At 43.3% G+C, this 26,272-nt stretch carries 25 protein-coding genes; all 25 read right to left on the reverse strand.

Annotated features, from left to right (window positions below; genetic code table 11):
* Positions 1-52 precede the first annotated feature (52 nt).
* The 25 genes from DS742_RS02635 to proB all read right to left on the reverse strand — a co-directional run bounded on the left by DS742_RS02635 (position 53) and on the right by proB (position 26,250).
* Positions 53-571: a cell division protein SepF gene (locus DS742_RS02635; protein ID WP_117415483.1), complete on the reverse strand. Its 519-nt coding sequence runs from the start codon at positions 569-571 to the stop codon at positions 53-55.
* Positions 568-1,272: a YggS family pyridoxal phosphate-dependent enzyme gene (locus DS742_RS02640; protein ID WP_117415484.1), complete on the reverse strand. Its 705-nt coding sequence runs from the start codon at positions 1,270-1,272 to the stop codon at positions 568-570. The genes DS742_RS02635 and DS742_RS02640 overlap by 4 nt, the downstream gene beginning before the upstream one ends.
* 12 nt (positions 1,273-1,284) lie before the next feature.
* The gene (locus tag DS742_RS02645) at positions 1,285-2,622 is read right to left on the reverse strand and encodes a biotin/lipoyl attachment domain-containing protein (protein ID WP_496196554.1); all 1,338 of its coding nucleotides are present in this window, start codon (positions 2,620-2,622) and stop codon (positions 1,285-1,287) included.
* A 248-nt stretch (positions 2,623-2,870) separates the two neighbouring features.
* Complete coding sequence (locus tag DS742_RS02650; protein ID WP_104437445.1) at positions 2,871-3,290, reverse strand: twitching motility protein PilT; 420 nt, start codon at positions 3,288-3,290, stop codon at positions 2,871-2,873.
* 89 nt (positions 3,291-3,379) lie between these two features.
* Positions 3,380-4,348 carry a D-alanyl-D-alanine carboxypeptidase family protein gene (locus DS742_RS02655; RefSeq protein ID WP_117415486.1) on the reverse strand — a complete coding sequence of 323 codons (969 nt, stop codon included), beginning with the start codon at positions 4,346-4,348 and terminating at the stop codon, positions 3,380-3,382.
* A gap of 15 nt (positions 4,349-4,363) precedes the next feature.
* Complete coding sequence (mgsA, locus tag DS742_RS02660) at positions 4,364-4,759, reverse strand: methylglyoxal synthase (protein ID WP_097004165.1); 396 nt, start codon at positions 4,757-4,759, stop codon at positions 4,364-4,366.
* A gap of 16 nt (positions 4,760-4,775) precedes the next feature.
* Positions 4,776-5,900, reverse strand: a complete 1,125-nt coding sequence (locus tag DS742_RS02665) for an FtsW/RodA/SpoVE family cell cycle protein (protein WP_117415487.1) — start codon at positions 5,898-5,900, stop codon at positions 4,776-4,778.
* Between the two features lie 2 nt (positions 5,901-5,902).
* Entirely contained in the window at positions 5,903-6,181 is a 279-nt protein-coding gene (gene minE, locus DS742_RS02670) for a cell division topological specificity factor MinE (RefSeq protein ID WP_117415488.1), read from the reverse strand.
* An 11-nt stretch (positions 6,182-6,192) separates the two neighbouring features.
* Positions 6,193-6,984 carry a septum site-determining protein MinD gene (gene minD, locus DS742_RS02675; protein ID WP_117415489.1) on the reverse strand — a complete coding sequence of 264 codons (792 nt, stop codon included), beginning with the start codon at positions 6,982-6,984 and terminating at the stop codon, positions 6,193-6,195.
* A 35-nt stretch (positions 6,985-7,019) separates the two neighbouring features.
* Complete coding sequence (locus DS742_RS02680) at positions 7,020-7,685, reverse strand: septum site-determining protein MinC (RefSeq protein WP_117415490.1); 666 nt, start codon at positions 7,683-7,685, stop codon at positions 7,020-7,022.
* Positions 7,686-7,705: 20 nt separating this feature from the next.
* Positions 7,706-10,570: a penicillin-binding transpeptidase domain-containing protein gene (locus tag DS742_RS02685; RefSeq protein WP_117415491.1), complete on the reverse strand. Its 2,865-nt coding sequence runs from the start codon at positions 10,568-10,570 to the stop codon at positions 7,706-7,708.
* The gene (mreD, locus tag DS742_RS02690; RefSeq protein WP_117415492.1) at positions 10,563-11,081 is read right to left on the reverse strand and encodes a rod shape-determining protein MreD; all 519 of its coding nucleotides are present in this window, start codon (positions 11,079-11,081) and stop codon (positions 10,563-10,565) included. The genes DS742_RS02685 and mreD overlap by 8 nt, the downstream gene beginning before the upstream one ends.
* Before the next feature lie 11 nt (positions 11,082-11,092).
* Positions 11,093-12,025 carry a rod shape-determining protein MreC gene (gene mreC, locus DS742_RS02695; protein WP_117415493.1) on the reverse strand — a complete coding sequence of 311 codons (933 nt, stop codon included), beginning with the start codon at positions 12,023-12,025 and terminating at the stop codon, positions 11,093-11,095.
* Positions 12,026-12,721, reverse strand: coding sequence for a RadC family protein (radC, locus tag DS742_RS02700; protein WP_117415494.1), 696 nt, complete (start codon positions 12,719-12,721; stop codon positions 12,026-12,028).
* 47 nt (positions 12,722-12,768) lie between these two features.
* Positions 12,769-13,020 carry a DUF4321 domain-containing protein gene (locus DS742_RS02705; protein ID WP_117415495.1) on the reverse strand — a complete coding sequence of 84 codons (252 nt, stop codon included), beginning with the start codon at positions 13,018-13,020 and terminating at the stop codon, positions 12,769-12,771.
* 88 nt (positions 13,021-13,108) lie between these two features.
* Complete coding sequence (locus DS742_RS02710; RefSeq protein WP_117415496.1) at positions 13,109-14,389, reverse strand: methionine gamma-lyase family protein; 1,281 nt, start codon at positions 14,387-14,389, stop codon at positions 13,109-13,111.
* 3 nt (positions 14,390-14,392) lie between these two features.
* Positions 14,393-15,346, reverse strand: a complete 954-nt coding sequence (gene miaA, locus DS742_RS02715; protein WP_170313345.1) for a tRNA (adenosine(37)-N6)-dimethylallyltransferase MiaA — start codon at positions 15,344-15,346, stop codon at positions 14,393-14,395.
* Entirely contained in the window at positions 15,343-17,292 is a 1,950-nt protein-coding gene (mutL, locus tag DS742_RS02720) for a DNA mismatch repair endonuclease MutL (RefSeq protein ID WP_117415498.1), read from the reverse strand. The genes miaA and mutL overlap by 4 nt, the downstream gene beginning before the upstream one ends.
* 17 nt (positions 17,293-17,309) lie before the next feature.
* Complete coding sequence (mutS, locus tag DS742_RS02725; RefSeq protein WP_117415499.1) at positions 17,310-19,964, reverse strand: DNA mismatch repair protein MutS; 2,655 nt, start codon at positions 19,962-19,964, stop codon at positions 17,310-17,312.
* 27 nt (positions 19,965-19,991) lie between these two features.
* The gene (miaB, locus tag DS742_RS02730; protein ID WP_117415576.1) at positions 19,992-21,434 is read right to left on the reverse strand and encodes a tRNA (N6-isopentenyl adenosine(37)-C2)-methylthiotransferase MiaB; all 1,443 of its coding nucleotides are present in this window, start codon (positions 21,432-21,434) and stop codon (positions 19,992-19,994) included.
* A gap of 129 nt (positions 21,435-21,563) precedes the next feature.
* A complete protein-coding gene (abc-f, locus tag DS742_RS02735) occupies positions 21,564-23,075 on the reverse strand; it encodes a ribosomal protection-like ABC-F family protein (protein ID WP_117415500.1) in 1,512 nt (503 codons plus the stop codon).
* 298 nt (positions 23,076-23,373) lie between these two features.
* Positions 23,374-24,618 carry a glutamate-5-semialdehyde dehydrogenase gene (locus DS742_RS02740; RefSeq protein ID WP_117415501.1) on the reverse strand — a complete coding sequence of 415 codons (1,245 nt, stop codon included), beginning with the start codon at positions 24,616-24,618 and terminating at the stop codon, positions 23,374-23,376.
* Positions 24,619-24,634: 16 nt separating this feature from the next.
* Positions 24,635-25,177, reverse strand: coding sequence for a 5-formyltetrahydrofolate cyclo-ligase (locus DS742_RS02745; protein WP_117415502.1), 543 nt, complete (start codon positions 25,175-25,177; stop codon positions 24,635-24,637).
* Complete coding sequence (locus DS742_RS02750; protein WP_117415503.1) at positions 25,155-25,376, reverse strand: DUF896 domain-containing protein; 222 nt, start codon at positions 25,374-25,376, stop codon at positions 25,155-25,157. Before DS742_RS02750 ends, DS742_RS02745 begins: the two co-directional genes overlap by 23 nt.
* Positions 25,377-25,386: 10 nt before the next feature.
* Complete coding sequence (proB, locus tag DS742_RS02755) at positions 25,387-26,250, reverse strand: glutamate 5-kinase (RefSeq protein ID WP_117415504.1); 864 nt, start codon at positions 26,248-26,250, stop codon at positions 25,387-25,389.
* Positions 26,251-26,272 lie beyond the last annotated feature (22 nt).

Genomic DNA, 26,272 nt, shown 5'->3' on the forward strand with positions numbered 1-26,272 from the left:
AAATTGCCTGCTTGTCCCATTAAGAGAAACCAATATTTCTTTAAAAAATCTGTTAAAGGCGTAAATTCATTCCGCCCATATCCAGACTTCCGCTGTTTAATAAATCCTGAAAATCACCGGAAAGCTCAACGGACTCCGGCGTTGCTATAAATATATAATTTGATATTTTCTGCAAATTACCATTCATGGAATACGTAGCACCGGATGTAAAATCTATGATTCTCTGAGCTACCTCAGTATGAATTCCTTCCATATTAAGTACAACTGCCTTACCGGCAAGCATATGATCGCAAATTTCCTTCGCATCTTCAATAGAGGTAGGCTTAACCATGGAAACCTCCATTGTACGAGACTGCTTCATGGGAACTACCTTGGGAGAGCGTGATAAGAAACGGGGCTTTTGTTCATACTCCTCTTCATCGTAGTAATCATCTTCTGTTTTTTTGGAAAAGAGGGGTTTCTTCGCATGTTTATCGCTATCATTTTCATAGTCGTCATCTAAATAGTAATCGTCTTCATCATCTGTATCATTCAAGCGCATGCTATCCATCAATTTGCCTAAAATGCTCATACTTCATTCTCTCCAATCTTATATCTTGTACCAAAAATTCCGGTACCGACTCTTACCAGAGTAGCTCCTTCCTCTATGGCAATTTCATAGTCTCCGGTCATACCCATTGAGAGCATATTCATATTAACATTATCAATGTTTTTCCTTTGCATGTCAACATAAAATTTATTTAATTTTTTAAAAACAGGACGATTTTGCTCAGAATTTTCTACAAAAGGTGCAATAGTCATGAGTCCTTTTATACTTATATGGGGAAAAAGAGAAATATGGCGAATCGCCTGTTCGGTCTCCTCCAAATGAAATCCAAACTTGGATTCCTCTTCTGCAACATTCACTTCCAGCAGTATATCCACACAGATCTGTTTCTTTGCAGCTTCTTCCTCGATCTGCTCTGCCAGCCTGACAGAGTCAACACTGTGTACCAGCACAGTTTTGTCAATCACCTGTTTTACCTTATTTCGCTGTAAGTGACCGATCATGTGCCAGCGTATATCGTCAGGAAGCAGCTCATATTTATCACAGAGTTCCTGGACTTTATTCTCTCCAAAATCACGGATTCCTGCCTCATAGGCATCAGTAATCATCTCAGCAGGCTTCGTTTTACTGACAGCTATTAAAGTAACCTCTTTCGGATCCCGGCCGCATCTTTTGCAGGCCTCTTCTATTCGGTTTTGTACAATTAAAAGATTTTCTTTTACCAAGTTTATCACCTCTTATTTATAAATCAATTCTCCCTCATTGACGGATTCTGCATTGAGAACAATATGATCATATACAGCAAGTCCATATGTCATATTCTTTTTAACCGTATAATATTCATCATTGGAAACCAGGATATCAATCTGCTTAAAAACAGCATATCCCTTATTTATGTTATATACTCCCTGAAGGGAATTGCTGGCCCCGATCTGATAGCGTTCTGTAGAATTGGGTTTTACTATATAATCCCCAGCCTTAAAGCCGTCAGCCTGATCCATCTCTATGTAATAATTATTCCCCTCAGAATAATAGATTTCTGTGGGAACAAATACCACGGAAGTTCCCGATTCCGAATAGACCTCTTTATTAAAACCGGTATCAGAGCTGTCTCCGCCCTGAGTCATATAGTCCATGGGAACCAGATAAAAGTCCTTCTTTGTCACAGCTGTCACAGGGATTTTAAGTCCGTCAACCCGGTCTGAAACAATTTCAAAATTCACGTAACGGTCCGAAACAAACTGCACCATATATTTGTCTAAGTCAATCTTACCAAAGCTTTTCCCATCTGTTCCAGTTATTACGGAAAAGCTTCCTGTGGCTTTTAAATCACGGCCGGAAAATCCTACAGTCAGATTCTTTTTATCACCATAAGCTTTTATATCATCTTCTGACATGGGAAATACCACCGACCACTGGTCGGAGGTGATCGTTTTATAGACTGGGGCTCCTTTTTCAATCAGCTTTCCAGATTGTGTCTTGCTTTTTGTATAGCTGCTGCGGTCAAAAACGGCTTCGGAAATTGCCGAAGGCTGCAATCCTTCATAAGAATCCACACCATAGGACACGATCCCTGCCTGATCGGCTTTCACCTGTTCAAAACTGATCCCTGCCTCATCCATCATACTTCCCAGATTATCCAGGGCGTTAAGATTCATATATTCCATTACTTCAGCTTCCAGTGTATATTTTGTATCATATACAGAACGAAACTGGTTATTGTCATAAGTAAGGCTGAATGCGGTCAGCTGTTTTTTTAATTCAGTCAGATTCTCCGAAGACAATGTGACATTATCCTGTGAATGCTCTGAAAGAAACGTAGTAATGCTTCCGGTCTCATCAATGGAATAAACCCTTGTCCCGGCAGCCGCCCGCTTCCCTTCCCGCACATAATAATTCACATAGCCGGAACGGTCTGCATTTTTCACTTCTTCCTGTCTAAGTATAATTCCCGTATAATCTTTGCTGTTAACAATACTGCCTTCCTGTACTTCATAAAACTGCACCTTGTCCCTTCGTGCATAGGTAATTACACTAAAGACCATATATACGAAAATCAGAGCAAAAATAATCATACCAACATTGATGTTCAGAGGCCGCCGATAGCGGATGATCTTTTTGTTTTTTTTAGGATGTACAGCCTTCTTTGATGGCTGTGTTGCCTTTTGTTTAGCCAACCTGACGCCTCCTTTCCCTTTTAGCTATTATAAAAGGAAAAATTAAAAAATTCAAGCAAAACATGGAAGCCGTGTAAATGCCTTCCATTTCTTATTCACAAAATAATAAAGGGGACTGGCACGCAGTCCCCGATTTCTATCTATGATTATAATGAAACAACCACATTAGCCCTGGTGTTCCCCGGTATATTCTCCGCATCAACTGAAACACTGAGAACGAAGGTAATATGATACTTTTCACCAATCTTTTCCAAAGTCGCTATGGTTTCTGATATGTCTTCCCCCTCCAGGCAGGCCAGCTTGAGAAAACTGTCAAAGAACATCATCTCCAAATCATGATCCTGAGATATGATACCACAGATAAAACCAATAAATCCTTCGCTTGAAGTAATCGGATACTCATTGACATTAATGAGGCGGATCTTGTTGCTTAACTCGTACATATGCTTCGAACTTTTGTCCAAATATACAATAGAGCCCTTTGAGTCTTTTACTGCGGAATTAGCTCTGTCTAACAGATGCTTTGTTTTCCCCTTACCCTTTTTTCCTGCTATTATCTGCACCATAGCACTCTCCTCCTTGCGTTATATGATTTGTATAAAAAGTCTATTCGGATTACTATAATTATAGTACAAATTCATAAGAAAGGCAATCACTATTCTACAATTTTATTCAGGATATTTGACATGTTATCATAAAGTCCGGCATGATCCGGGGCCTTTAAAACGACTGAAATATACTCTTTTTTCGAAGCAGACGAACTCCCCATAATAAGGCAGCTTCCGGCTGAAAGTGTGGTTCCGGTTTTGCCTCCCAGGACAGTAAGCCCCTCCGGAGTCTTGCGCTCCCCTGTCATATACCAGTTGGTCCCCTTCCAGGTGGCGTTTACCGTCTTACCGTCACCTCCCTGATAGGATGTCTTATACTGGACCGTACCGATTATCTTGCGGAATTCCGGGTATTTTAAAGCTTCATTGAAAATTAAATACAGGTCGTAAGCTGTTGTATAGTGATCTTCATCACTGAGTCCATGAGGATTTACAAAATGTGTCCCGGTCGCTCCAAGCTTCTTCGCCTCGTCATTCATCATCTGGGCAAACTGATCAACGCTTCCCGCCATATTAACTGCGATAGCAGCACCTGCATCATTCCCGGACGGAATCATAAGACCATATAAAAGCTGTTCCATGGTCAGCTTATCTCCTGGTTTTATTCCGCATAAGCTGGCACCTGATTCCTTAATCACAGCATCTTTGGTTACTGTCACCTCATCCGAGAGATTCCCGTACTTAACTGCCAAAAGCGCAGTCATAGTCTTGGTAATACTGGCAGGATATAATTTCTCAAAAGGATTCTTTGCAAATAATACAGTATTGTCAGACAAATCAAATACAGCGGCAGCTTCTGCTGTCACTGCGTCATCTAAATCAGGAGTATCTTTCGATACTACACAAAGATCATGAGCAAAGGTTTCCGATTTACCAGCCACAGAAGCAGACTGGTAAAGGGCGGTCCTTTCAGAAAACACATAAGGATTGTCAAGTTTATGAAAACCGGCGCAGCCCGACAGGAAAAGTGTGCTTAAGATGATGCAGCCTGATGTCACAAAAACTCTTCTTTTCACTTATATCTACCTCTGTTATTTATACATCTCTCGCCATTCCAGATCACCGCGCTCCAGAGATTTAATCAATAATTCCGCTGTGGCGAGATTGGTTGCAAGAGGGATGTTGTGCATATCACAGGTTCTCATGATATTTACAATGTCCGGTTCATGTGATTTCTGTGTCAGAGGATCTCTTAAGAAAATCACAAGATCGATCTCGTTGTGCTCAATCTGGGATCCTAACTGCTGTTCTCCTCCCAGATGACCTGCCAGATATTTATGAACATTTAAGTTCGTGACTTCCTCAATCAAACGTCCTGTTGTTCCTGTTGCATATAGCATATGCTTGCTTAAAATACCTCTGTACGCTATGCAGAAATTCTGCATCAGCTTTTTCTTTGAATCATGGGCAACTAATCCTATATTCATAACGATATACCTCCTTTTAATTACCGATTTTGCGTTGCAGTCCAACGTTCAGCACCAGACCCATTCCCATAAAAATACTGATTAAAGAGCTCACTCCGGAACTGACAAAGGGAAGCGGCAGACCTGTATTGGGAAAGATCTGTGTCGCTACCGCGATGTTGGAAAAAGCCTGGAAACCGATCAGAGCTGCCATACCGGTGCAAATCAGCCTGCCGGACATGTCTTTTGCTTTGGATGCAGTATAAAGACATTCAAATACAACCAGTCCAATAAGAGCAATGACAATTACACTGCCTCGAAATCCCATCTCTTCGCCGATAATGGCGAAGATAAAATCCGTTTCACCGGCTGATAAAAAGTTTCCGTCTTTCACAGAAGCAATGGTTGTATTAAAAAGTCCCTTTCCCTGAAGCTGTCCGGAACTGATTGCCATAATTGAATTCTTTTGCTGGTATAAGTTTTCCGCATACTGTTCCGCATGAGGATAAATCCACGCAAGGATACGCCGCGCCTGATAATCGTGTATGAAAGGAATTAAGCCCTTCGTCAGCAGAAATATAAACAGCATGCCTGCCGGCACCGCGACTGCCAAAACACCGCCGATCCATCGGTAACTGATTCCGGCTGAAAACACCATACACAGTATGATGACAGTAACAACCAGACTGGTAGATAAATTGGGTTCTGCAAAAATAAGACCTATGGGAAATGCTGCAAGCAACGCAGCCAGCCCCACCATAACAGGCGTATTCATCCTTTCCTGGTATTTATTCCAATACCAGGAAAAGAATACGATAAGTCCGATTTTTACAAATTCAGAAGGCTGGATCCGCCCGATGCCCGGAATGTTGATCCATCTGGTCGCACCTCCTGCGGTATGTCCCATGACAAGAACCGCTCCCAGCAGTAAGATGCAAAGTCCGTAAACCAGAACATAAAGCTTAATTATTTTACGATAGTCTATGATGGAAAATCCGATTGCCAGTGCAAATCCCACCATTACGCCGATAATCTGTTTTGTCACTATACCTGAATCCTGGTTGGAGGCGCTTGCCACCACCAGAATTCCAATCACAGCCAGTGACAGCATGTACAAAACTAACCGGTAATTATAATATTTAAAATTGTAGTCAGAAAACATAGTCAGTATATCCCCTTATCAGGTACATCGCGAATAGGGATGTTTGCATAAAGCACCGGTGTAAAACGTTCACAATCCGGCTGCTTTAATTTTTTCATCTGTATCTCTATTCTGTCGGAATCAATATCCATGTATCGTGAAACAACACGGATCATATCGTCTTTTATCATCTGCATGATCTCAGGAGAACAGTCAGCCTTGTCCGCAACCAGCAAAAGTTTCAGACGATTTCTTGCAATTTCTCCTGAATTCTTCTTACGGAATACAGGAAACAGGCTCATATCAGACCCCCCTATGCTCTCTTTAAGAGATGCGAGAGTCGAAAGAACAGACCTTCCCGTACCGCTGGATTCTGAATCGGAATATTCTCACCGATAATTCTCCTGCATACGTCCATATAGGCCTGTCCGGCTGGAGTCCCCATACCTACCAGAGGCTCCCCCTGATTAGTGGAAATGACGATATCCTCGTCATCCGGAACAGCACCAATAATATCGATGGCCAGAATGTCCATGACATCATCAAGAGACATCATATCTCCCCTTTTCACCATATCGGCCCGAATCCTGTTCACAATCAGTTCAATGCTGCCCATATCGGCAGCTTCCAAAAGACCAATAATCCGGTCTGCATCCCGGATTGCGGACACCTCCGGAGTAGTTACAACAATGGCTCTGTCAGCACCTGCTATTGCGTTCTGAAAGCCCTGTTCAATTCCGGCCGGACAATCTAACAGAATATAATCAAAATCATCTCTTAAATCATCCACCAGTTTCACCATCTGCCCAGGCGTAACTGCAGTCTTGTCCCGCGTCTGCGCTGATGGAAGTAAAAATAAGTTCGGGTATCTTTTGTCTTTAATCAGGGCCTGCTTCATACGGCAGTTTCCCTCTACCACGTCTACAAGATTATAGACAATGCGGTTTTCCAGACCCATAACCACGTCTAAGTTCCGAAGTCCGATATCTGTATCTATCAGGACTACCTTCTTACCCAGAATCGCCAGTCCGGTACCAACATTGGCAGAAGTTGTCGTCTTGCCTACCCCGCCTTTTCCAGAAGTGATTACGATGATCTCGCTCATACCATATCCTCCTGTTTTTTATACCTCATTCTATTTTACCTTAATTTTCGGAATATTTCCACACTTTTTTTCATTGGTTTTATCAGGACTTTATTATTTTCCAGATATGCCTTCATTGGTCCGCGTCCAAGACGGCGGCCTCTTCCGTCAAGTCCTGAGGTGCAGTCTGCAATTCTCAGCTGGGAAGGTGCCATTTCAAGCGCTGTAATCAGCGCACCTTTATTTCCCGCCACACCTGCGCACACGGTGCCGGAAAGCTTTCCCAGAACAACTACATTTCCCTTTGCCATGACTTTAGCACCTTTTAGGACATCCCCGATGATCACAATGCTTGCCTCTGATTCCAAAGTCTCTCCATTTTGTAAATTGCCTTTGAAAAACTGGCCTGTCTGACAGGAAAGTTCCATCAGTTTCTCATTCAGTGCTTTTTCGCACCGCTTCATGCGGTTTGCATCGGTATCCACCAGACAAATAATTTCCACATTGGAATTTTCCGTAATCTGGTTTATAACAGCAAATTCTTCTTCGGGTGTAACTTCTCTGCCTTCGATTGTCAGAGTCATTTGTGCGGATCCCCAGAACTTGGCATGATCTCCGAATTTCTTCCCAATGTCAGAAAGAAGCTGAGGGAAGGGGATATCCGGATCCAGGATAACAGTCATACCTGCTTTGTTGCTTTTTATTACTACGGTATCATGCATCATATCACCTCTTATCCTCGTTAGTCGCGAATGTTGACCTTTGCTGCATCCAGGGCGCCTGCGTTTACAATGGATTCTAAGTCTATATAGCCATAATAATACTTATAGACATTCTTCGCAATGTTGGCGGCGTTCGATGATGAATAGCCATACGGAATATTCACTGTTACACAGATTTCCGGATTGTCATATGGCGCATAAGAAATGAAGAACGCATGATTCGGCTTATTGCGGGCCTCCTGGGCAGTTCCCGTCTTACCGGCAATCTCCACTTCAAGGTCTGCAAATAATCTCTTTGTCGAACCATTAGCAATCACTTCTCTCATTCCCTGTTGTACAGTATCCCACGTTGAGCCCGCCGCGTCAATATGAGAAGAAATCTCAGGGGTATAATCTTTGATCAGATTACCTTCAGAATCCGTTGTTTTATCAAGTAAACTCAGTTCAAACACAGTTCCCCTGTTTGCTATGGCAGCCACATACCTTGAAAGCTGGACATTGGTATAAGCGTGGCTTCCCTGTCCCATGGCGGAACGTTCCGGCGATTCTTTGGAAATCTGGGGATCCAGTTCCCCAATCTCAACACCGGATTTGTGGTCCAGTCCAAATTTTGCTGCATATTTCCGCAAGACATCCAGTCCTAAATCCGGAGTATAGATTCCGCTGCCATCTGTGGAAAGACGGTGTCCTAAATCTGCGAAGAAATAGTTGCAGGAGTTTTCAATCCCCCCCACGATATTAAGCGGACCATGGTGACCCGAATAGATCCAGCACTTGATGGGAGGTTCTACATCTGTATAAATTCCTGTACAGTTAATCGTCTCATCTTCAGTAATCGCATGTTCCTCAAGAGCAGCTACTGCCGTAATCGGCTTGAACGTAGATCCCGGCGCTTTTCGCGTCTGGGTGGCATTGTTATAAAGGGGAAGGGATAAATCCGCCTGAAGCTGACTGAAATAAGAGCCATCCCCGATCCGGTTGTTATCGTATCCAGGATAAGAAACCAGTGCAAGAACCTCTCCGGTTTTATCATTGGTCACTACCACTCCTGCATTGCAGGGTGACAATGCCAGCTGAGCCGGAGTGATTTCAAGCGCAGACAGTTTTTTTAAAAGAAAGTTGTATGCATCGTTAGCTGCTCTTAATTCAGCAATATCCTGTTCATTTTCCTTTAATACGCCCTGATCATATAAAGCCAGGCAAAGTTCCTGTCCTGTTATGGTATCGTTATTGATTAAATACCGGTATATCTTCTTTGTGAAATTCCTGTCCTCTTCCAGTTTGCCCAGCACATAATTTACCAGTGCTTCAAACGTATCATCTGCACTGGAATATTTGGTATCTGTCTCCAGTTTCGACGTATCAACCCACCCGTTTGCAATTCCATAATAAAGATAATCCCTTAAGCTGATCTCATCTGACTTCCACGCCTTAAATTCATCACTGGAGGTATCCATGGCCTCTTCTTTAATAATTCCCACTGTGGGACCGGAAAGATAACTGTAAATATAGAACATATAGGCTTTCGTATCTTCGGGAAGATTTTTCATGTCCGTTGCATGAGGGCTCATCAGTTCGTCTCGCAGACCGTTAAATATCTGCCTGCGGGAAGCTTCATATTTCCGGTATATGTTTTTCTCGGTATCTGACGCATCCTCTGCCTCAATGTCCTTTAAAGACAGGACATTGTTATTGATCAGCTGAAAATAAGCATCTTTTACCGGTATTTTCATATTGGATCCATCTGTGGTGCTGTCCGCCTGATAGTCGCCGTTTACTATGGTTTTAATCAGAACGCCTGCAAGAGACTGCTCAATCAGATGATAGATCCCTTTTTGGAGATCTGCATCCAGTGTTAAATAAACATCATTGCCGGCCAGGGCATCCGTCTCGTCCTTGGTCTCCCGGATTCTGCCTACGCTGTCTTTGTAGATGGTCTTTTTCCCTTTGGTTCCCTGCAGATCATGCTCCATGGTATACTCAATTCCAGTGCGGCCTACAATATCATTGATATCATAGTCATCTTTACGGCTCTGGAGGTTTTGCAGCTGATCCTCCGGAACTTTTCCGGTATATCCAATTACAGGGGCAAAGGGGACACTGTCATTATAGGCACGGATTGTTGTCTCTTCTACCGTAACTCCCTGCATATCCCCGATATGCTCCAGGATATCAGCCACCGTTTCATCAGATACTTCGGCGGCCACTTCAGTCGCCTCATACTTCCGGTACAGCATCAGACGCAGAGCATATTTTATATTAATAATATCAAGCGCCTCCTGATCCGTAACAGATATGGCTGTGCCGTCAGAATCTGTTAAACGGTTTAATCCGTTATCCTCACAGATCTGTTCAAATAATTCCCTGGCACTTAAATTAGAAGGATAGAGACCCTTTTCGTCATCTAAATCCTCCACTTTTTTCAGGCCGTAATAATCACGGAGAAAACGTTTCCTTGCGGACTCAGAAGAAGAAGTATAAACCATATCTCCATTGGGATCAACGGCTATTTCAAATTTACCCTGTACAGTCTCTCCATGTTTTCTAAGAATCTGCACCAGCCTTAAATACATGCGGTTTTTATCATCTGAATTCTTATAAACGCCAGTATCCTGTATCATAACAGAATAAGCCAGTTTATTATATGCCAGCACTTTTCCGGTTCTGTCATAGATGTTCCCTCTGGTGCCGGCAGTCGTAATGGTCTGCTCCGTAAGCTGTAAATAATCATTCAGCGCTTTTTCACCGTTAATGATCTGCATTTGAAAAAGCTTATGAACCAGTCCGGTATACATGGCAAAGCAGATGATCGCAAGAATAAAAAGACGGGATGTTGCCGCTTTCCTGATTAAATCTCTTTTGATCTCCAACAATTCCCTAAACAATAGTCGAATCACCTCTTTTTTCAATCTCTTCCAAATGGCGGTTCATAATCAGGAATACCCGATAAAGAAGAAGCGTGGTTACAACTGTAAAAATAATCTCCGGCAGGACCAGATTAATAAAATAAAAACCAATCCTCAGTTTCTGCCGGATTAAAAAGCGGAACACATAGATATATAAATTGTATGCCAGCTCGTTTAAAACACTTAGAATTAAAGGCAGCGTTATATAGTCTTCGTAGTAATACCTGGTACATATTCCGTTAGCATATCCCATAAAGATGAAAATCAGAGTATAAAAACCAAAGGGTCCGCTGTAAAACAAATCCATAAGAAGACCTGATAAAAGTCCGTAATACATCCCGGCTTCTTTTCCATGCATAAACCCAAAGGAAAATGTGAGTATTAATAGCAGATTGGGTGCAGCCGATAAAAACGGAAGCAGGGGGAATATGCAGTTTTGAATGGTAAATGCCAGTATAATCAGCAGTACGTTGAATATAATCCGTCTCATGTTACTCCTTTTCACTGTTGAGAAGCGCTTTCACTTTCTGAAGCCGGGGCAGATTCTGCAGTCGTCTGTGCAGCCTCATCTTTTTCTGCAGATTCGGCCGATTCCCCTTCCTTCATCATGTCGGCCTTCAGCTGGGTAATTACAAGAACCTCCTGAAGGCTGTCAAATTCTGCTGCCGGAATTAAATAACCGGATTTAGTCACATTATTTGTATCATTGGTGATATCGGAAGCATATCCCACTAAAATTCCAGGTAAAAACACAGAGCTGATATTGGATGTTACGATCTTATCTCCGTCTTTTAAATCGCTTTCTTTTAATACGTTTGTAATCCTTAACCTGCCATCTTTAAACAGAGTTAAGTCACCGGCAACAATACAGCTGTCTCCGGACTGCATGGCCATACCGCTGACCCGGCTGGAATCATCTATGATGGACCGTACGGTGGCATAATTGGCACCTACATCGGTAACGATTCCCACCAGGCCTCCGCCTGCCACCACATTCATATCTGTGGCGATTCCATCCCTGGAACCTTTGTCAATACGAAACACTTTAAACCAGTTGCTTGAATCGTTGGCAATTACTCTGGCTCCCACCTTTGTATACTGTCCGTATTCCTGGTCCAGACTGTACAGCTCCCTTAATCGTTTTAATTCAAATTCTTCTGACTGAAGCCTGGTATTTTCCTCCGTCAGCTGGTCAATAAGATCTTTCATATCCTTATTTTCAATCATTGCATCCTTAAGTTTGGCATAATCCGTGACCTCATCATAAATAGCAGATCCCACCGAATTAACTCCCGACTGTACCGGGATCAGAAAATATCCCACGCCGGTCCGAAGAGGCGTAAGCCACTCGTCATGAATCGAAGTCAGTCCAATTAAAAGGACACAAAAAACTGTTAATGCAATCAGAATATATTTACTGCGCTTTGGTTCCATCTATACGATTCCCCGTTCTTTTAAACTGATATAGGAATTGTCTCCTATAATGATATGATCCAGCAGTCTGATACCAATTAAATCCCCAGCCTCCTTCACCCTGCGTGTAATCGAAAGATCTTCACTGCTTGGAGCCGGATCTCCGCTGGGATGATTATGGACCAGAACCAGGCTGACTGCATGATGCCTGACTGCTTCAATGAAAATCTCCCTGGGAGAAACAACGGAAGTATTCACCGTTCCCTGAGAGATCATAATGTCCTTTATAAGGGCACCTTTTGTATTTAAGAGCATGACAAAAACCTGCTCCTGCTCTCTGTGGCGCATATCTTCCACAAAGTAATTGACGATATCCTGAGGACTGTGAAAATTAATTCCCTGTGGGCAGGCCGTCCTCTTCCAGATTCTTCTGGAAAGTTCTCCAATGCATAAAAGCTGTGCACCTTTCACACGGCCAATCCCCTTCACCTGCATCAGTTCCTGCATGGAAAGATGCAAAAGCCCTAAAATACCCTCTCGCGGATAGTTTAAGGCCAGTATCTTTTGTGACAGTGCCAGAGAATTGTCCTCTCTGGAACCTGTCCGGATAATAATGGACAGAAGTTCTGCATCACTTAAACCTTCCGGGCCCTCTCTTAAACACTTCTCACAGGGCCTTTCATCCTTAGGGATGTCTTTCATCGTTATACGTTCCATATGCCTCCTACGGTTACTCTCCAGGTACGCAACAGACATATGCATGTTTAAATCAATCGATACGCTGCAAGGGCTGCAGCCATTCCTATAATGCCAGCCATGGTTATTTTAATATTAATGCCGAAGGTTATTACCAGAATACCAAAATTGACAATTAACGGAGCATCAAAGCCAAATGACTGGCCAGTATTTAACCAGGACAGCCACGGAATTGTCTTGGTCAGATCTCCGACAAAGCCGCCGATCACAACACCGGCAAGCATAAGAAGCAGCAGTACCCAGTAGTTTTTACCTCTCATCTCTTGATACTCCTTTTTGTTTCCTGGCAGGATTGTCCATACCTATCAAAATATTCTAGCATAATTTTACAGCTGTGTACACCCTTTTTTACAATACAATCAAACCTGCTTCCAGAAGCTTCTGGAGTGACATCAATATACCAAGCTTGGCATGATACCAGGTAAGACCGCCCTGAAAATACACTGCATAGGGAGGCTTAATTGGCGCATCCGCACTTAATTCGATGGAAGATCCCTGTACAAAAGCACCGGCTGCCATAATAACAGGGGCATCGTATCCAGGCATGTCCCACGGCTCCGGAGTAACGAAGCTGTCCACCGGTGCTGCCGCCTGAATTCCCTGACAGAACGCGATCACTCCTTCCGGATTTCCAAACGTGACTGCCTGTATAATATCATGGCGTGACTGCGTTCCATCAGGTACGACGGAAAATCCAAGTCTCTCATAAATATTCGCCGCAAAAACAGCGCCCTTTAAAGCACCTGCCACTACTGTGGGCGAAAGAAAGAGCCCCTGGTAAAAAGACTGGTTTAACCCCAGACTTGCGCCGACTTCCTTCCCCAGTCCCGGTGCAGTAAGGCGGTAGGAAGCGCGGTCGATACAGTCTGTTCTTCCTGCAATATAACCACCGATGGGAGCAAGACCGCCGCCGGGATTTTTAATCAGTGAACCCACAATCATATCCGCGCCCACATCGGAAGGCTCAATCCGCTCCACAAATTCACCGTAGCAGTTATCTACCATACAGATAACATCGGGTTTAATTTTTTTTATGAAAGAAATCAGATCACCGATCTGGGAAACAGAAAATGTAGGGCGGGTATCATAGCCCTTGGAACGCTGAATGGTAACCAGACGTGTCTTTTCATTTACGGCTTTTGCAATGGAATCATAATCAAAGCTTCCATCGGAAAGGAGATCTACCTGACGGTATATAACGCCGTATTCTTTCAGCGATCCGGCACTCTCCCTGATTCCAATCACTTCCTCCAGCGTATCATATGGCTTTCCTGCAGGGGAAAGAAGTTCATCTCCCGGACGCAAATTCCCGGATAAGGCGATGGAAAGTGCATGAGTACCGCTGATTAAATTGGGCCTTACCAGCGCACTTTCCGTGTGGAAAACACTGGCGTAAACAGCCTCCAGTGTATCGCGCCCCAGATCATTGTACCCGTAGCCCGTCGTTGCTGCAAAATGAATGTCACTGACCCTGTTATCCTGCATGGCTTTAATGACCTTCATCTGGTTATATTCCGCATTTTTATCTATTTCTTCAAATCTTGTTTTTAAATCTGTCTCAATCTTTGTTCCAAAGTCCAGAACGTTCCGGCTGATTCCAAGTTCCTCATACATACTGTCTATTTCCATGATTTAACATTTCTCCAATCCGATTATCTCATTTGTATCCTGCACAATCTTTTTTAGAACCCGGTCTAAATCATAATCAAAATCAGGAAGAAAAATATTTCTTACATCTCTTTCCCGTTTAAACCAGGTAATCTGCCGTTTTGCAAAATGTCTGGTATCCCGCTTCAGGATATAAACAGCCTCCTCAAGCGTACAGATTCCCTGAAGATAATCCAGTATTTCCTTATATCCCAGTCCCTGCATGGATACCATTTCTCTTGTGCAGCCCATTTCTTTCAACCTTTTTACTTCCGAAACCAGCCCCCGTTCCATCATTAAATCCACTCGCCGGTCAATTCTCTGATACAAAACCTCCCGGTCCATGTTTACTGTATAATACAGGAAATCATAAGGAGAAGATTTTTCCCTTTCCCGTCTGTTGTGCTCTGAGATTTTCTCTCCTGTCTGTCTGAAATATTCAATTGCACGGATTACCCGTTTCTTGTTGTTGGGATGAATCTCTGCGGCAGAATCCGGATCTATCTTATGAAGCAGTTCATGAAGGTATTCCCCGCCTTTTTCTCTTCCCATGGTTTCCAGTTCCTCCCGTATGGAGGAATCCTCACCTGTTTCCGTAAAATCAATGTCGTAGAGAAGCGCCTGGATGTAGAATCCGGTACCTCCTGTCACAATAGGAATATTTCCATGAGAATAAATAGTATTCACTGCAGCCTTTGCCATTTTCTGAAAAACTGCTACATTAAATTCCTCTTCCGGATCGAGTACATCAATTAAGTAGTGGGGAATTCCTTTTTTTTCTTCTTCTGTAATTTTGGCAGATCCAATATCCATGTGACGGTAAACCTGCATGGAATCTGCACTGATAATTTCCCCACCGATTGCCTGGGCAAGACGGACCGATAAATCTGTTTTGCCTGCGGCTGTAGGGCCGGTTATAATAATTAATGGTTTCATCAGACAATCCTCTTAAATTTCTTTTCTAGTTCATACCGGCTCATGGAAATGATCGTCGGTCTGCCATGAGGGCAGGCATAAGGATTTTCCAGCTTAAGAAGCTGATCGATCAGTTCATTGGCTTCTGCCGCTGATAAGGAATTTCCTCCCTTCACTGCTGCTTTGCAGGACATTGACGCCACTTTCTCGTAAATGATCGAGGGATTGGTAAATGACGTATCATCGGACAAGCTGTCAATCATTTCAATCAGCAGTTCCTTTTTCGCAATGGAAAAAAGATTGGCCGGAACACCTCTCACTGCAAATTCTTTCCCTCCAAATGGCTCAATTTCAAAGCCCATGTCCGTAAAAACAGACATATGGCGGTTCAGCAAAAGCTCTTCATTCCGGTTTAATGTAAGTATAATCGGAGGATTAATTACCTGGGAAGTATATTCTCTGGTTTTAAGTGTTGCCATGGTTTTCTCATATAAAACCTTTTCGTGGGCTGCATGCTGGTCAATAATATAGAGCTGGTCAGAAAACTCCACCAGCCAGTAGGTGTCAAACACCTGACCGATCAGTTTATGCTTTAAGCGGGACTCCGGCTCTAAAAGCTTTCCGTCAAATAAATCCAGCTGCTCTGCCTTTTGTTCCTGCTTAAACTGGTTTAAAATCTCACTTTGTATTACAGGCTCCTGCTGCTTCACAATTGTTCTTTCTTCTAAAACCGGTGCCGGAGGAGCCAGCCAGTTTTCTTCCAGAGAATCCGGTTCTCTGACTGATTCCGGCTGGGGCGGTATCAGTCGTTTGGGGAAAGAAAATCCGTCAGACGGCTTTTTTTCCTGTGAAACAGCTGTCTGATTCAAAGCCATGAGCCTGTGATTTTCAAAAGGTTCCGGTGAAGGCTGGAACTTTTTTCCAGGCATCTCCTCTTTCTTTTCCTCATCCTTTTTATTGAGGCTGACTTCCGGAATCAATTCTTTATGCGCAAGGGCATTTGCTACTGCCTGATAAACCATATGATAGATCATTTCTCCGTCGCGGAAGCGAAGTTCCATCTTGGTGGGATGAACATTCACATCAAGCAGTTCCGGTTCTATGGTGAAATGAAGCATGGTAAACGGATACTTATGCTGCATCATAAACGGCCGGTAAGCTTCTTCAATGGCCCGGGAAATAATACTGCTTTTAATAAATCTTCCATTGATGAAATAATTTTCGTAATTCCGGTTGCCTCTGGCAATCACTGGTTTTCCGATAAAACCGTTTACAGTGACCTCCCCCTTTTTAACCGATACCTCCAGGAGGTTAGATGCAATCTCTCTGCCAAATACCGTATAGATAATATCTTTCAGGTTATGGTTGCCGGATGTATGAAGCTTATTCTGATTGTTCTGTATAAATCGTATGGAAACCTCCGGGTGAGACAGCGCCAGTTTCTCCACCAGATCAGCCACATGCGCACCTTCCGTAACCGGAGTTTTTAAAAACTTTTTTCTTGCGGGAGTATTGAAAAATAAGTTTCTTGCAATAAAGGTTGTTCCTTCCGGTGCACCGATTTCCTCGATGGACCGTTCTATCCCTCCATCGATCTGGTATCTGGTACCGGTTAACCCAACACTGGTCTTTGTAATTATCTCCACCTGTGAGACAGATGCAATACTGGCAAGTGCCTCACCGCGGAATCCCAAAGAGGATACTGTAAACAAGTCCTCAACCGATTTGATTTTACTGGTGGAATGGCGCAGGAAAGCAAGGGGAACCTCTTCTTTTGGAATACCGCAGCCATTATCCGTCACGCGGATAAATGAGGTTCCCCCTTCTTTGATTTCCACCGTAACAGCTGTCGCCTTTGCATCAATTGCATTCTCCAAAAGCTCTTTTACCACAGAAGCCGGACGTTCAACCACTTCTCCTGCTGCTATTTTATTAATCGTATTCTGATCCAGTACGGTTATATTTGCCATGGCACCTGCTCCTTTTCCTATTGCCAGCGATTTTTCAGTTTTGTCTGCAGACGGTATAACGTATTAAGGGCATCAATGGGCGTCATGTTGCCAAGCTCCAGTTCTCCTAATTCCCGGATAATATCGTCATCCTTTACCGTATCGAAAAGTGACATCTGCTGCAAATCCACTTCATCCGGTTTTGGAACAGCCTTCCGCTGTGATATGCCGCCATTTGCTTCCGCTATTTCTTTCGCTTTTGCTGTAATATCCGCATCACTTAACTCTGCAAGCAGTTCCTTCGCTCTGATTATGACAGTATCAGGGACACCTGCAAGCTTTGCGACCTGGATTCCATAGCTCTTATCAGCCCCGCCTTTAATTATTTTCCTTAAGAAAACAATGTCATCTCCCTGCTCTTTCACAGCGATGCAGTAGTTATTGACCCCGCTCATGGTCCCTTCCAGTTCGGTAAGTTCATGATAATGAGTCGCAAACAAAGTTTTTGCTCCCAGGAGTTTTAAATTGCTGATATGCTCCACCACTGACCAGGCAATGCTCAGTCCGTCAAAGGTACTGGTTCCTCTTCCGATTTCATCCAGGACGATCAGACTGTTTTTTGTGGCGTTACGGAGAATATTGGCAACCTCCGTCATCTCCACCATAAAAGTACTCTGGCCGGAAGCCAGATCATCCGAAGCTCCCACACGGGTAAAAATCCGGTCACAGATTCCGATGTTTGCTTCATCAGCAGGAACAAAACAGCCAATCTGAGCCATCAGTACAATCAGCGCCGTCTGTCTCATATACGTTGATTTTCCCGCCATGTTAGGTCCTGTTATAATGGACAGGCGGTTTTTTCCATTGTCTAAATAAACATCGTTGGATACGAACAAATCATCCCGAAGCATCTTTTCCACAACCGGATGGCGCCCGTTCTTAATATCAATGATACCCTTTTCATTAATCTGTGGCTTTACATAATTATTTCTCGTTGCTACAGAAGATAAGGAAACCAGCACATCAATCCCTGCAATGGCTCTGGCACTTTTCTGAATTCGAAGTACCTTGGAAGCAATCATATCGCGGACTTCACAGAAAAGGTCATATTCCAGGGAAAACAGCTTATCCTCAGCTCCCAGGATGATATCTTCCAGTTCCTTTAACTCATTGGTGGTATAACGTTCTGCATTGGCCAGTGTCTGTTTTCTGATAAAATAATCCGGAACCAGCTCCTTAAAGGAATTGGTCACTTCAAAATAGTAGCCAAATACTTTGTTATACTTCACTTTCAGATTCTTGATTCCGCTTTTTTCTTTTTCCTTTGCCTCTAAATCTGCCAGCCAGGTTTTCCCTTCTGTTTTCGCACTGCGAAGCTTATCCGCCTCTTCATGAAAGCCTTCTCTGATGATTCCGCCCTCTCTGATGGACACAGGGGGATCTTCAATAATTGCACGTTCAATGTAATCCTTGATATCATCGAGAGGATCCAGATCGTTATATAAATCAGTTAAAAGCTCACTGGTAAATTCTTTTAACAGCGTCTTAATATACGGAAGCATCTCCAATGAATTTTTAAATGCGATTAAATCCCTGGGATTTGCAGTCTTATAGCTGATTCTTCCAATCAGACGCTCCAGATCGTAGATGGGATTTAGATACTCACTGATCTCCTCCCTGGATATGTAATTCATATTCAGCTCTTCAATGGCATTCTGACGTTTTATAATATCAGATTTATGAATCAGGGGCTGCTCCACATAGGTGCGCAGCATTCTGGCTCCCATAGCCGTTTTGGTCCGGTCAAGAACCCATAGAAGACTTCCCCGTTTCTGCTTTTCCCTAAGCGTCTCAAGAAGCTCTAAGTTTCTTCTGGTGGATGTATCAATGATCATGTACTGCCCGGTGGAATAAGGTGTGATAGTCGTGATATGGGACAGGCTGCTTTTCTGGGTTTCATACATATACTGCATCACTGCACCGGCTGCAATCACCCCCATATCGTAATCATCAAGTCCAAGCCCCGTAAGAGAGCCTACCTGATAATGCTCACGTAAAATTTTTCTGCAGACTTCGTCGGAAAAATAATGATGATCCAGAGATGAAATAACCGTATGATACCGGTTTTTTATTTCTTCAATATCCACTCCTGATACATAAAAAGCTTCATTGCAGATGATTTCAGATGGTGTAAATTTGTTTATTTCATCAATCAGTTCCCGGTCAGATTCCACTTCTGTTACCAGAAAATCGCCGGTGCTGATATCTGTGACGGCAATGCCATATGCCTCTCCGATGTAAACAACTCCCATCAGATAATTATTCCTTGTTTCATCAAGAGCCTGCGCGCTGGTTATGGTTCCGGGAGTTACCACACGGATTACTTCCCGTTTAACAAGTCCCTTGGCCTGCCTGGGATCCTCCATCTGTTCGGCAATGGCAACTTTATACCCCTTTTGTACCAGACGGTTTAAATAGGTTTCAACAGCATGATGAGGAACGCCGCACATAGGTGCCCGTTCCTCTAATCCGCATTCTTTGCCTGTTAAAGTTATTTCCAGCTCTCTGGATACCGTAATCGCATCTTCAAAAAACATTTCATAAAAGTCACCCAGTCTGTAAAATAATAGACATCCCGGGTATTCTTTTTTTGTTTCTAAATAATGAGCCATCATTGGCGATAATCCAGCCATTCTCTTTTGTTTCCTCTTTTCTTCTGTTTATGGTCTTAACGTTCCCATATAATAAAATCCCTTGGATTCATCAAGATACACGTCCACTATTTTTCCGATCAGAGACGGATCTCCCTTAAAATGAACGGTCGTATTATTGCTTAGCCGTCCGGTTATATAACCCTCTCCATGATCATTTACTTCCTCTGCCAGGACCTTCTGAACTGTATGCACTTCTCTGCCGCAAACCTCAGATGAAATCTGCTGGACTAAAGACAGCAGTCGGTCAAAACGTTCCTTTATAACTTCATCCGGCACCTGGTCATCCATTTTGGCAGCCGGTGTACCCGTGCGCTTGGAATAGATAAAAGTAAATGCACTGTCAAAGCGTACTTTTCTTACTACATCAAGGGTTTCTTCAAAATCTTCATCCGTTTCTCCCGGGAACCCTACAATAATGTCAGTAGTCAGAGAAATATCCGGCATGGCAGCACGGATTTTTTCAACAAGCTCTAAATATTTTTCTTTTGTATAGTTCCGGTTCATAAGCTTTAGGATACGGCTGCTTCCTGACTGGAGAGGAAGATGAAGATGGCGGCATACTTTTTTAGAGTTTTTCATGGCCTCTATCAGTTCATCAGATAAATCCTTCGGGTGGGACGTCATAAAACGGATGCGCTCCAGCCCCTCCACCTCATCTGCCTGGGTAAGAAGATCTGCAAAGCTGATTGGTTCTTCCAGCGTTTTTCCATAGGAGTTAACGTTCTGGCCAAGCAGCATAATCTCAACAACACCGTCATCTGCAAGTCCCTTTATCTCAGTCATAATATCTTTTGGGCTGCGGCTGCGTTCCCTTCCTCTTACGTAAGGTACAATACAATAGCTGCAGAAATTATCACAGCCAAACATGATGTTGACGCCGGACTTAAACGAATATTTCCTGTCTGCCGGAAGGTCTTCCACCACCTGGTCCGTTCCCTTCCAGATGTCAACCACCATCTTTTTTACTTCCAGACGCTGGTATAAAAGCTCTGCCAGCTTATAGATGTTATGTGTACCAAAAATAACATCTACAAACCGGTAGCTCTTTTTAATTTTTTCCACCACATCTTCTTCCTGCATCATGCATCCGCAAAGAGCTATCATCATGTCAGGATTTTTCTTTTTCAGACTGTTTAAAACTCCCAGTCTTCCGTAAACCTTCTGATTGGCATTCTCTCTCACTGTACAGGTATTATAAAGAACAAAATCTGCCTCTTCGGTGTCCGTCTGTTCAAACCCAACAGCTTCTAAAATCCCCTGAAGCTTTTCGGAATCTCTGGAATTCATCTGACAGCCAAATGTCTGTGTGCAAAAGGTCATAGGGCGTCCAAGCTCTTCACTCCGCCGTTTTACATACCTGCTTACTTTTGCCATAAAATAATATTGTCTTTCAGGTTCCCTTACCGGCACTTCCCCTTTTATATCAATCTGATCTATATCAATCTGCATCTGAAAAATCCCTTTCATTCATTCTGTTTTTTAAACCCTTTATCAAAAGCATTTTACATGAAACGCCATAAAATGTCAACTTTGCCAGACGGTTCTCCCGTTTTTTCGCAGCTTCTGCCAGAAGCCGTTTTAGTATGGAGGCAGGACCGTCAGGGGCTCTGCATTCACATTCTGTGTAAAGAACTCATCATGCTCCACCAGAAGCATGGACGGCTGAAATTTCAGGATCAGGTTTTCAATCTGGATTCTGGAATATACATCAATAAAGTTTAAAGGTTCATCCCATATATAAAGGTGGGCCTGCTCACACAGGCTGCGCGCAATGAGAACTTTTTTCTTCTGCCCCTCGCTGTACGCCTCCATGGGTTTTTGAAATTGCTCTCTTGAAAAATCCAGTTTCCTTAACAATGCTTTAAACAGAGAATCCTCCACACCGCACTGCTTTCCGTATTCTGTCAGACTCCCCTTTAAAAAGGAGGTATCCTGGGAAACGTAGGAAATCTTCAGTCCGCTTGCCGCCTCAATGGTTCCATGGTAATCAATCAGCCTTTCCGGATCTTTATCACCTAAAATCAATTTCAGAATGGTTGTTTTTCCGCTGCCGTTCCTGCCCTGGAGTGATATCCGCTGTCCCTGTTCAAGGTTAAAACTGACCGGAGCACACACCGGTCCCTCATAGTACGGTACAACATCCTTTAAAACAAGCAGTCTGCCGGAATGGTGTTTTAACGGATACAGCTTTAAATCTTCTGCTTCCTCAACATTTTTCAGCAGCCCTCTCTTCTCTTCAATTGCCTGGTTCTGCCTTCGCTCTAAGTTTTTTCTGCGCATCTGCATGCGCCTTGATTTTTCTCCCACATAAGCCCTGGTATCAATGGACGTTTCGTAGATCGCGGACTTTTTTCCTATCTTGGTGGACTCCACTTTATCCGCCCATTCTCCCGACTGCCTGGCTGCTGCTTCAAGATGGCGGATATCCTTTTTTAAACGCTCATTTTCCGATTGCTCATATTGATCCTTTCTCTGCCGGTTTTCGTACCACACAGAGAAATTTCCTTTTTGGACCTCAATATCAGCCCGGTTAATAGATAAAATGTGATCTACCGATTCATCTAAAAATTTTCGGTCATGAGACACCAGTATAAAGCCTTTTTTGCTGTTTAAATACTGGCTGACCAGTTCCCTTCCTTCCCTGTCCAGATGATTGGTCGGTTCATCAATGAGAAGAAAATTGCCTTCACGTAAAAATAAGGCAGCCAGCAAAACCTTTGTCCGCTCTCCGTTTGACAGCGTATTATAAGGCCGGTAAAGCGCCTCTTCTGAAACCTGCAGCTTTGTCAGTTCTCTTTTCAACTCCCAGTACGGGCAGTCGCCAAGAACGGAATTGACAATATCAAGTGTCTGCGCTTCCTGGTCCTCCACTTCATAGGGAAAGTAATCAAATCTGACGCTTGATATAATACTTCCTGTATATTGCATCCGGTTCATAAGAAGATTTAAGAAAGTAGTCTTCCCCCGCCCGTTTCTTCCTGTAAAACCAAGTTTCCAGTCTGTATCCAGCTGAAACGTAGCGTGTTCAAATACCGGATCACTGCTTCCTTCGTAAGTAAATGAAAGATCTTTAACCTGAATCAATGACATAGACATCCCTCCAAATATTGCAGTAAATAAATACCTGCACAAAAAATGGCTGCAAGAATTTAATTCTCACAGCCGTTCCTTTTGCCGGTGGTGTCTATTTCCGGACACAAAAAAAGGCTTGAGAATGAAGTAATATTCTTGCAAAAACAGGCACAATAAAAAAAGATATAAAATATCCTGATTTTATTATGCAGTTACTTTACAAGAATTATTTCTTCATCCTTTCACCCCTTCCGTTTCTTCTGCCGGTAGTTTATCATACAATAAAAGAATTGTCAAACAATGATGACAAATTATATTATGGCCGTATTTGTCCATTACCATAAATAATATATTTAGTGGTAGTAAGTTCCTTTAATCCCATAGGACCTCTGGCGTGAAGCTTCTGTGTACTGATTCCGATCTCAGCTCCAAAACCGAATTCGTATCCATCGGTAAACCGGGTCGATGCATTCACATAAACAGCTGCTGCATCAATTTCATTTAAAAATTTCTGGGCATTGTTATAATCGGATGTAATGATTGCTTCCGAATGTTTGGTATTATAACGGTTAATATGAGCTATGGCATCCGCCACAGAATCAACAAGCTTTAAAGATACAATATAATCCAAGTACTCCATACCCCAGTCTTCTTCCTTAGCCGGTACAAAGTCCTTTACAATCTTACACGCCTCCTCATCCGCCCGTATCTCCACTGATTTTGTTAAAAGGCGCTGGTTTAACAGCGGAAGAAAGCGGGCTGCCACCGCTCTGTGTACCAAAAGTGATTCACACGCATTGCAAACCCCGATTCTCTGGGTTTTTGCATTAAAGATGATATCCAGTGCCATGTCAAAGTCTGCTGATTCATCTACAAAGATATGGCAGTTGCCTGTGCCGGTTTCAATCACAGGTATGTTGCTGTTATCAACAACGCTTTTTATAAGCCCTGCCCCTCCTCTTGGAATCAGTACATCCACGTATTCACGAAGACGCATGAACTCCTTTGTCTTTTCTCTGTCTGTATCCGTGATGAGCTGAAGAGCATCTTCCGGCAGTCCTGCACGGGACAGCCCTGTTCTTAACCATTTGACAATGGCTTTATTGGACTCCAGCGCATCGCTTCCGCCTTTTAAAATTACTGCATTACCGGATTTAAAACAAAGTCCGAAGGCATCAGCTGTCACATTAGGCCTTGCCTCATATATAATTCCAACAACCCCGAGAGGAACCCTTTTCTGACCGATGGTAAGCCCGTTTGGACGCATCTTCATGGAAAGGACTTCTCCCACAGGGTCTTCTAAAGCTGCTACTGCCAAAAGTCCCTGTGCCATATCTTCGATTCGCTTCGGTGTCAGTTCCAGCCGGTCTACCAGTCCCTGGCTCATTCCTGCTGCCGTTGCCTTAATCACATCATCCTGATTGGCAGAGAGAATCTCCGCCTCACCTTCCAGCAAGGCAGCCGCTGCCAATTTCAGCCCTTCATCCTTTTTTGCAGAACCAAGGATTCCAATCATTCCTGTTGCTTCTTTTGCCTTTTTACCAATCTCAGTTATCGTCATTAAAGTCTCCTTTCTTTTAAGGAATAATAATCATATCTACCGTCTTGTCATGAGGATCTGCGGGGATTGTGTCAAATATCTGAAACTCATAGGCAATGGCGATTCTGCGATGATCCGGTTCCTTTTCAAAGAACCGGTCATAATATCCGCCTCCGTACCCAAGCCTGTTTCTGCTTTTATCAAAGGCAATTCCAGGTACTATCACGGGAGACGAAGTGTCATTGATTTTTAAACAGGATTCCTTAGGTTCCATGATCCCCATTGTTCCTTCCTCCAGATCGGATTTTCCTGTGATAACATAAAAATCCAGGTTCTTTCCCGACACTTTGGGAACAGCCACGCATTTGCCCTGTTTTAACAACAGATCCATGAATTTCCAGGTTCCTGCTTCATGGCGCATGGAAGCATAACAGTAAATGCAGAACGCTCTGTTTATTTCCTCAAGTTCCAGAAGCCTGGCACAGATTGCTTCATCCCATTGTGCCTCTAATGACACACTAAGACTGTCCCGCTGTTCCTTCACCCATTTGCGAATCTCATTCTTCTCCGACTTTTCCATACTTTTTACCCAGATCCGTAACAGTACCATCTGTTTCCTGAATGGAGATACTGTTTAGATTTCCTCTTAAGCTGCTCCGTATGGCTTCAATGTACTCTTTTCTTAAAGCCGCCTGTTCCGCCTTCTCTTCTTCTGAAAGTCCGGTAGCTTTGGATTTATGATAAAGCGTGTTAATCCGGTCGATTTTATCCTGATTCATCTTAGTCTCCTTAATACTCGTAATTAATATAGGTCATCAAATCAAAGTCATGATTGGGGTGTGCAAGAAATAAAGTTCCTTTCTCCTGTCCCGCTAAAATCTGGCTGATGATTTCCACATGGTCACCGTTGGCGATCACCATATCACAGCCACTGTCTGTTGCGATCCTGGCTGCAGCCAGTTTGGCTGACATACCTCCTGTACCCACGTCACTGCCTGATGTGGATTTGCCCATATTCATCAGTTCCGGTGTGATTTCTCTCACCAGACTGATGAAACTTGCATCTGAGTTCTGCCTGGGATCATCGGAATACAGTCCGTCAATATCAGATAAAAGGATGAGAAGATCCGCACCGATTAATGCAGCAACAACCGCTGAGAGTCTGTCATTGTCGCCGAAATTATCCACGAGGGGAATCTCTGAGGTAGAAACAGTATCATTCTCATTGACAACAGGAATGGTTCCCAGCTTCAAAAGTTCATCAAAGGTATTCTGTGCGTTAAAACGGCTGTTTTCACTGACCATGGTATTCTTTGTAAGAAGCACCTGTGCCGCTATCTGGTTGTATTCGGCAAACAGCTTCTGATATACCATCATGAGCCTGGCCTGCCCGACTGCTGCAAAAGCCTGCTTCTCAGAGATGGTTACAGGTCTTGTATGGCGGCCAAGTGCCTGCCGTCCTGCTGCAATCGCACCGGAAGAAACTAAAACCACTTCCTTACCCTGTCCTTTTAAATCACTGATTACCCGGATGAGCTTTTCAATCTTCATCAGATTCAAGTCCCCGGTATGAGTATGGGTTAAGGAGGATGATCCGATTTTAATTACAATTCGTTTTTTATCCTTCAGTTTCACTCGTTCCTCAATATTCATCTTCTTCATCCGCTTTCTAAAT

This window comes from Lacrimispora amygdalina (assembly GCF_003432035.1).
Lineage (GTDB): Bacteria > Bacillota > Clostridia > Lachnospirales > Lachnospiraceae > Lacrimispora > Lacrimispora amygdalina.

Excerpts from the sequence above, each read along its gene's own strand:
- DS742_RS02645 (WP_496196554.1), bottom strand. The coding sequence starts at position 2,622 with ATGATTATTTTTGCTCTGATTTTCGTATATATGGTCTTTAGTGTAATT.
- mgsA (WP_097004165.1), bottom strand. The coding sequence starts at position 4,759 with ATGAATATAGGATTAGTTGCCCATGATTCAAAGAAAAAGCTGATGCAG.
- miaB (WP_117415576.1), bottom strand. The coding sequence starts at position 21,434 with ATGCAGATTGATATAGATCAGATTGATATAAAAGGGGAAGTGCCGGTA.
- mutL (WP_117415498.1), bottom strand. The coding sequence starts at position 17,292 with ATGGCAAATATAACCGTACTGGATCAGAATACGATTAATAAAATAGCA.
- abc-f (WP_117415500.1), bottom strand. The coding sequence starts at position 23,075 with ATGTCATTGATTCAGGTTAAAGATCTTTCATTTACTTACGAAGGAAGC.
- DS742_RS02705 (WP_117415495.1), bottom strand. The coding sequence starts at position 13,020 with ATGAGAGGTAAAAACTACTGGGTACTGCTGCTTCTTATGCTTGCCGGT.
- DS742_RS02635 (WP_117415483.1), bottom strand. The coding sequence starts at position 571 with ATGAGCATTTTAGGCAAATTGATGGATAGCATGCGCTTGAATGATACA.
- minE (WP_117415488.1), bottom strand. The coding sequence starts at position 6,181 with ATGAGCCTGTTTCCTGTATTCCGTAAGAAGAATTCAGGAGAAATTGCA.
- minD (WP_117415489.1), bottom strand. The coding sequence starts at position 6,984 with ATGAGCGAGATCATCGTAATCACTTCTGGAAAAGGCGGGGTAGGCAAG.
- DS742_RS02680 (WP_117415490.1), bottom strand. The coding sequence starts at position 7,685 with ATGCATGATACCGTAGTAATAAAAAGCAACAAAGCAGGTATGACTGTT.
- mutS (WP_117415499.1), bottom strand. The coding sequence starts at position 19,964 with ATGGCTGGATTATCGCCAATGATGGCTCATTATTTAGAAACAAAAAAA.
- DS742_RS02665 (WP_117415487.1), bottom strand. The coding sequence starts at position 5,900 with ATGTTTTCTGACTACAATTTTAAATATTATAATTACCGGTTAGTTTTG.
- DS742_RS02740 (WP_117415501.1), bottom strand. The coding sequence starts at position 24,618 with ATGACGATAACTGAGATTGGTAAAAAGGCAAAAGAAGCAACAGGAATG.
- DS742_RS02650 (WP_104437445.1), bottom strand. The coding sequence starts at position 3,290 with ATGGTGCAGATAATAGCAGGAAAAAAGGGTAAGGGGAAAACAAAGCAT.
- proB (WP_117415504.1), bottom strand. The coding sequence starts at position 26,250 with ATGAATATTGAGGAACGAGTGAAACTGAAGGATAAAAAACGAATTGTA.
- mreD (WP_117415492.1), bottom strand. The coding sequence starts at position 11,081 with ATGAGACGGATTATATTCAACGTACTGCTGATTATACTGGCATTTACC.
- DS742_RS02710 (WP_117415496.1), bottom strand. The coding sequence starts at position 14,389 with ATGGAAATAGACAGTATGTATGAGGAACTTGGAATCAGCCGGAACGTT.
- mreC (WP_117415493.1), bottom strand. The coding sequence starts at position 12,025 with ATGGAACCAAAGCGCAGTAAATATATTCTGATTGCATTAACAGTTTTT.
- DS742_RS02745 (WP_117415502.1), bottom strand. The coding sequence starts at position 25,177 with ATGGAAAAGTCGGAGAAGAATGAGATTCGCAAATGGGTGAAGGAACAG.
- radC (WP_117415494.1), bottom strand. The coding sequence starts at position 12,721 with ATGGAACGTATAACGATGAAAGACATCCCTAAGGATGAAAGGCCCTGT.
- DS742_RS02750 (WP_117415503.1), bottom strand. The coding sequence starts at position 25,376 with ATGAATCAGGATAAAATCGACCGGATTAACACGCTTTATCATAAATCC.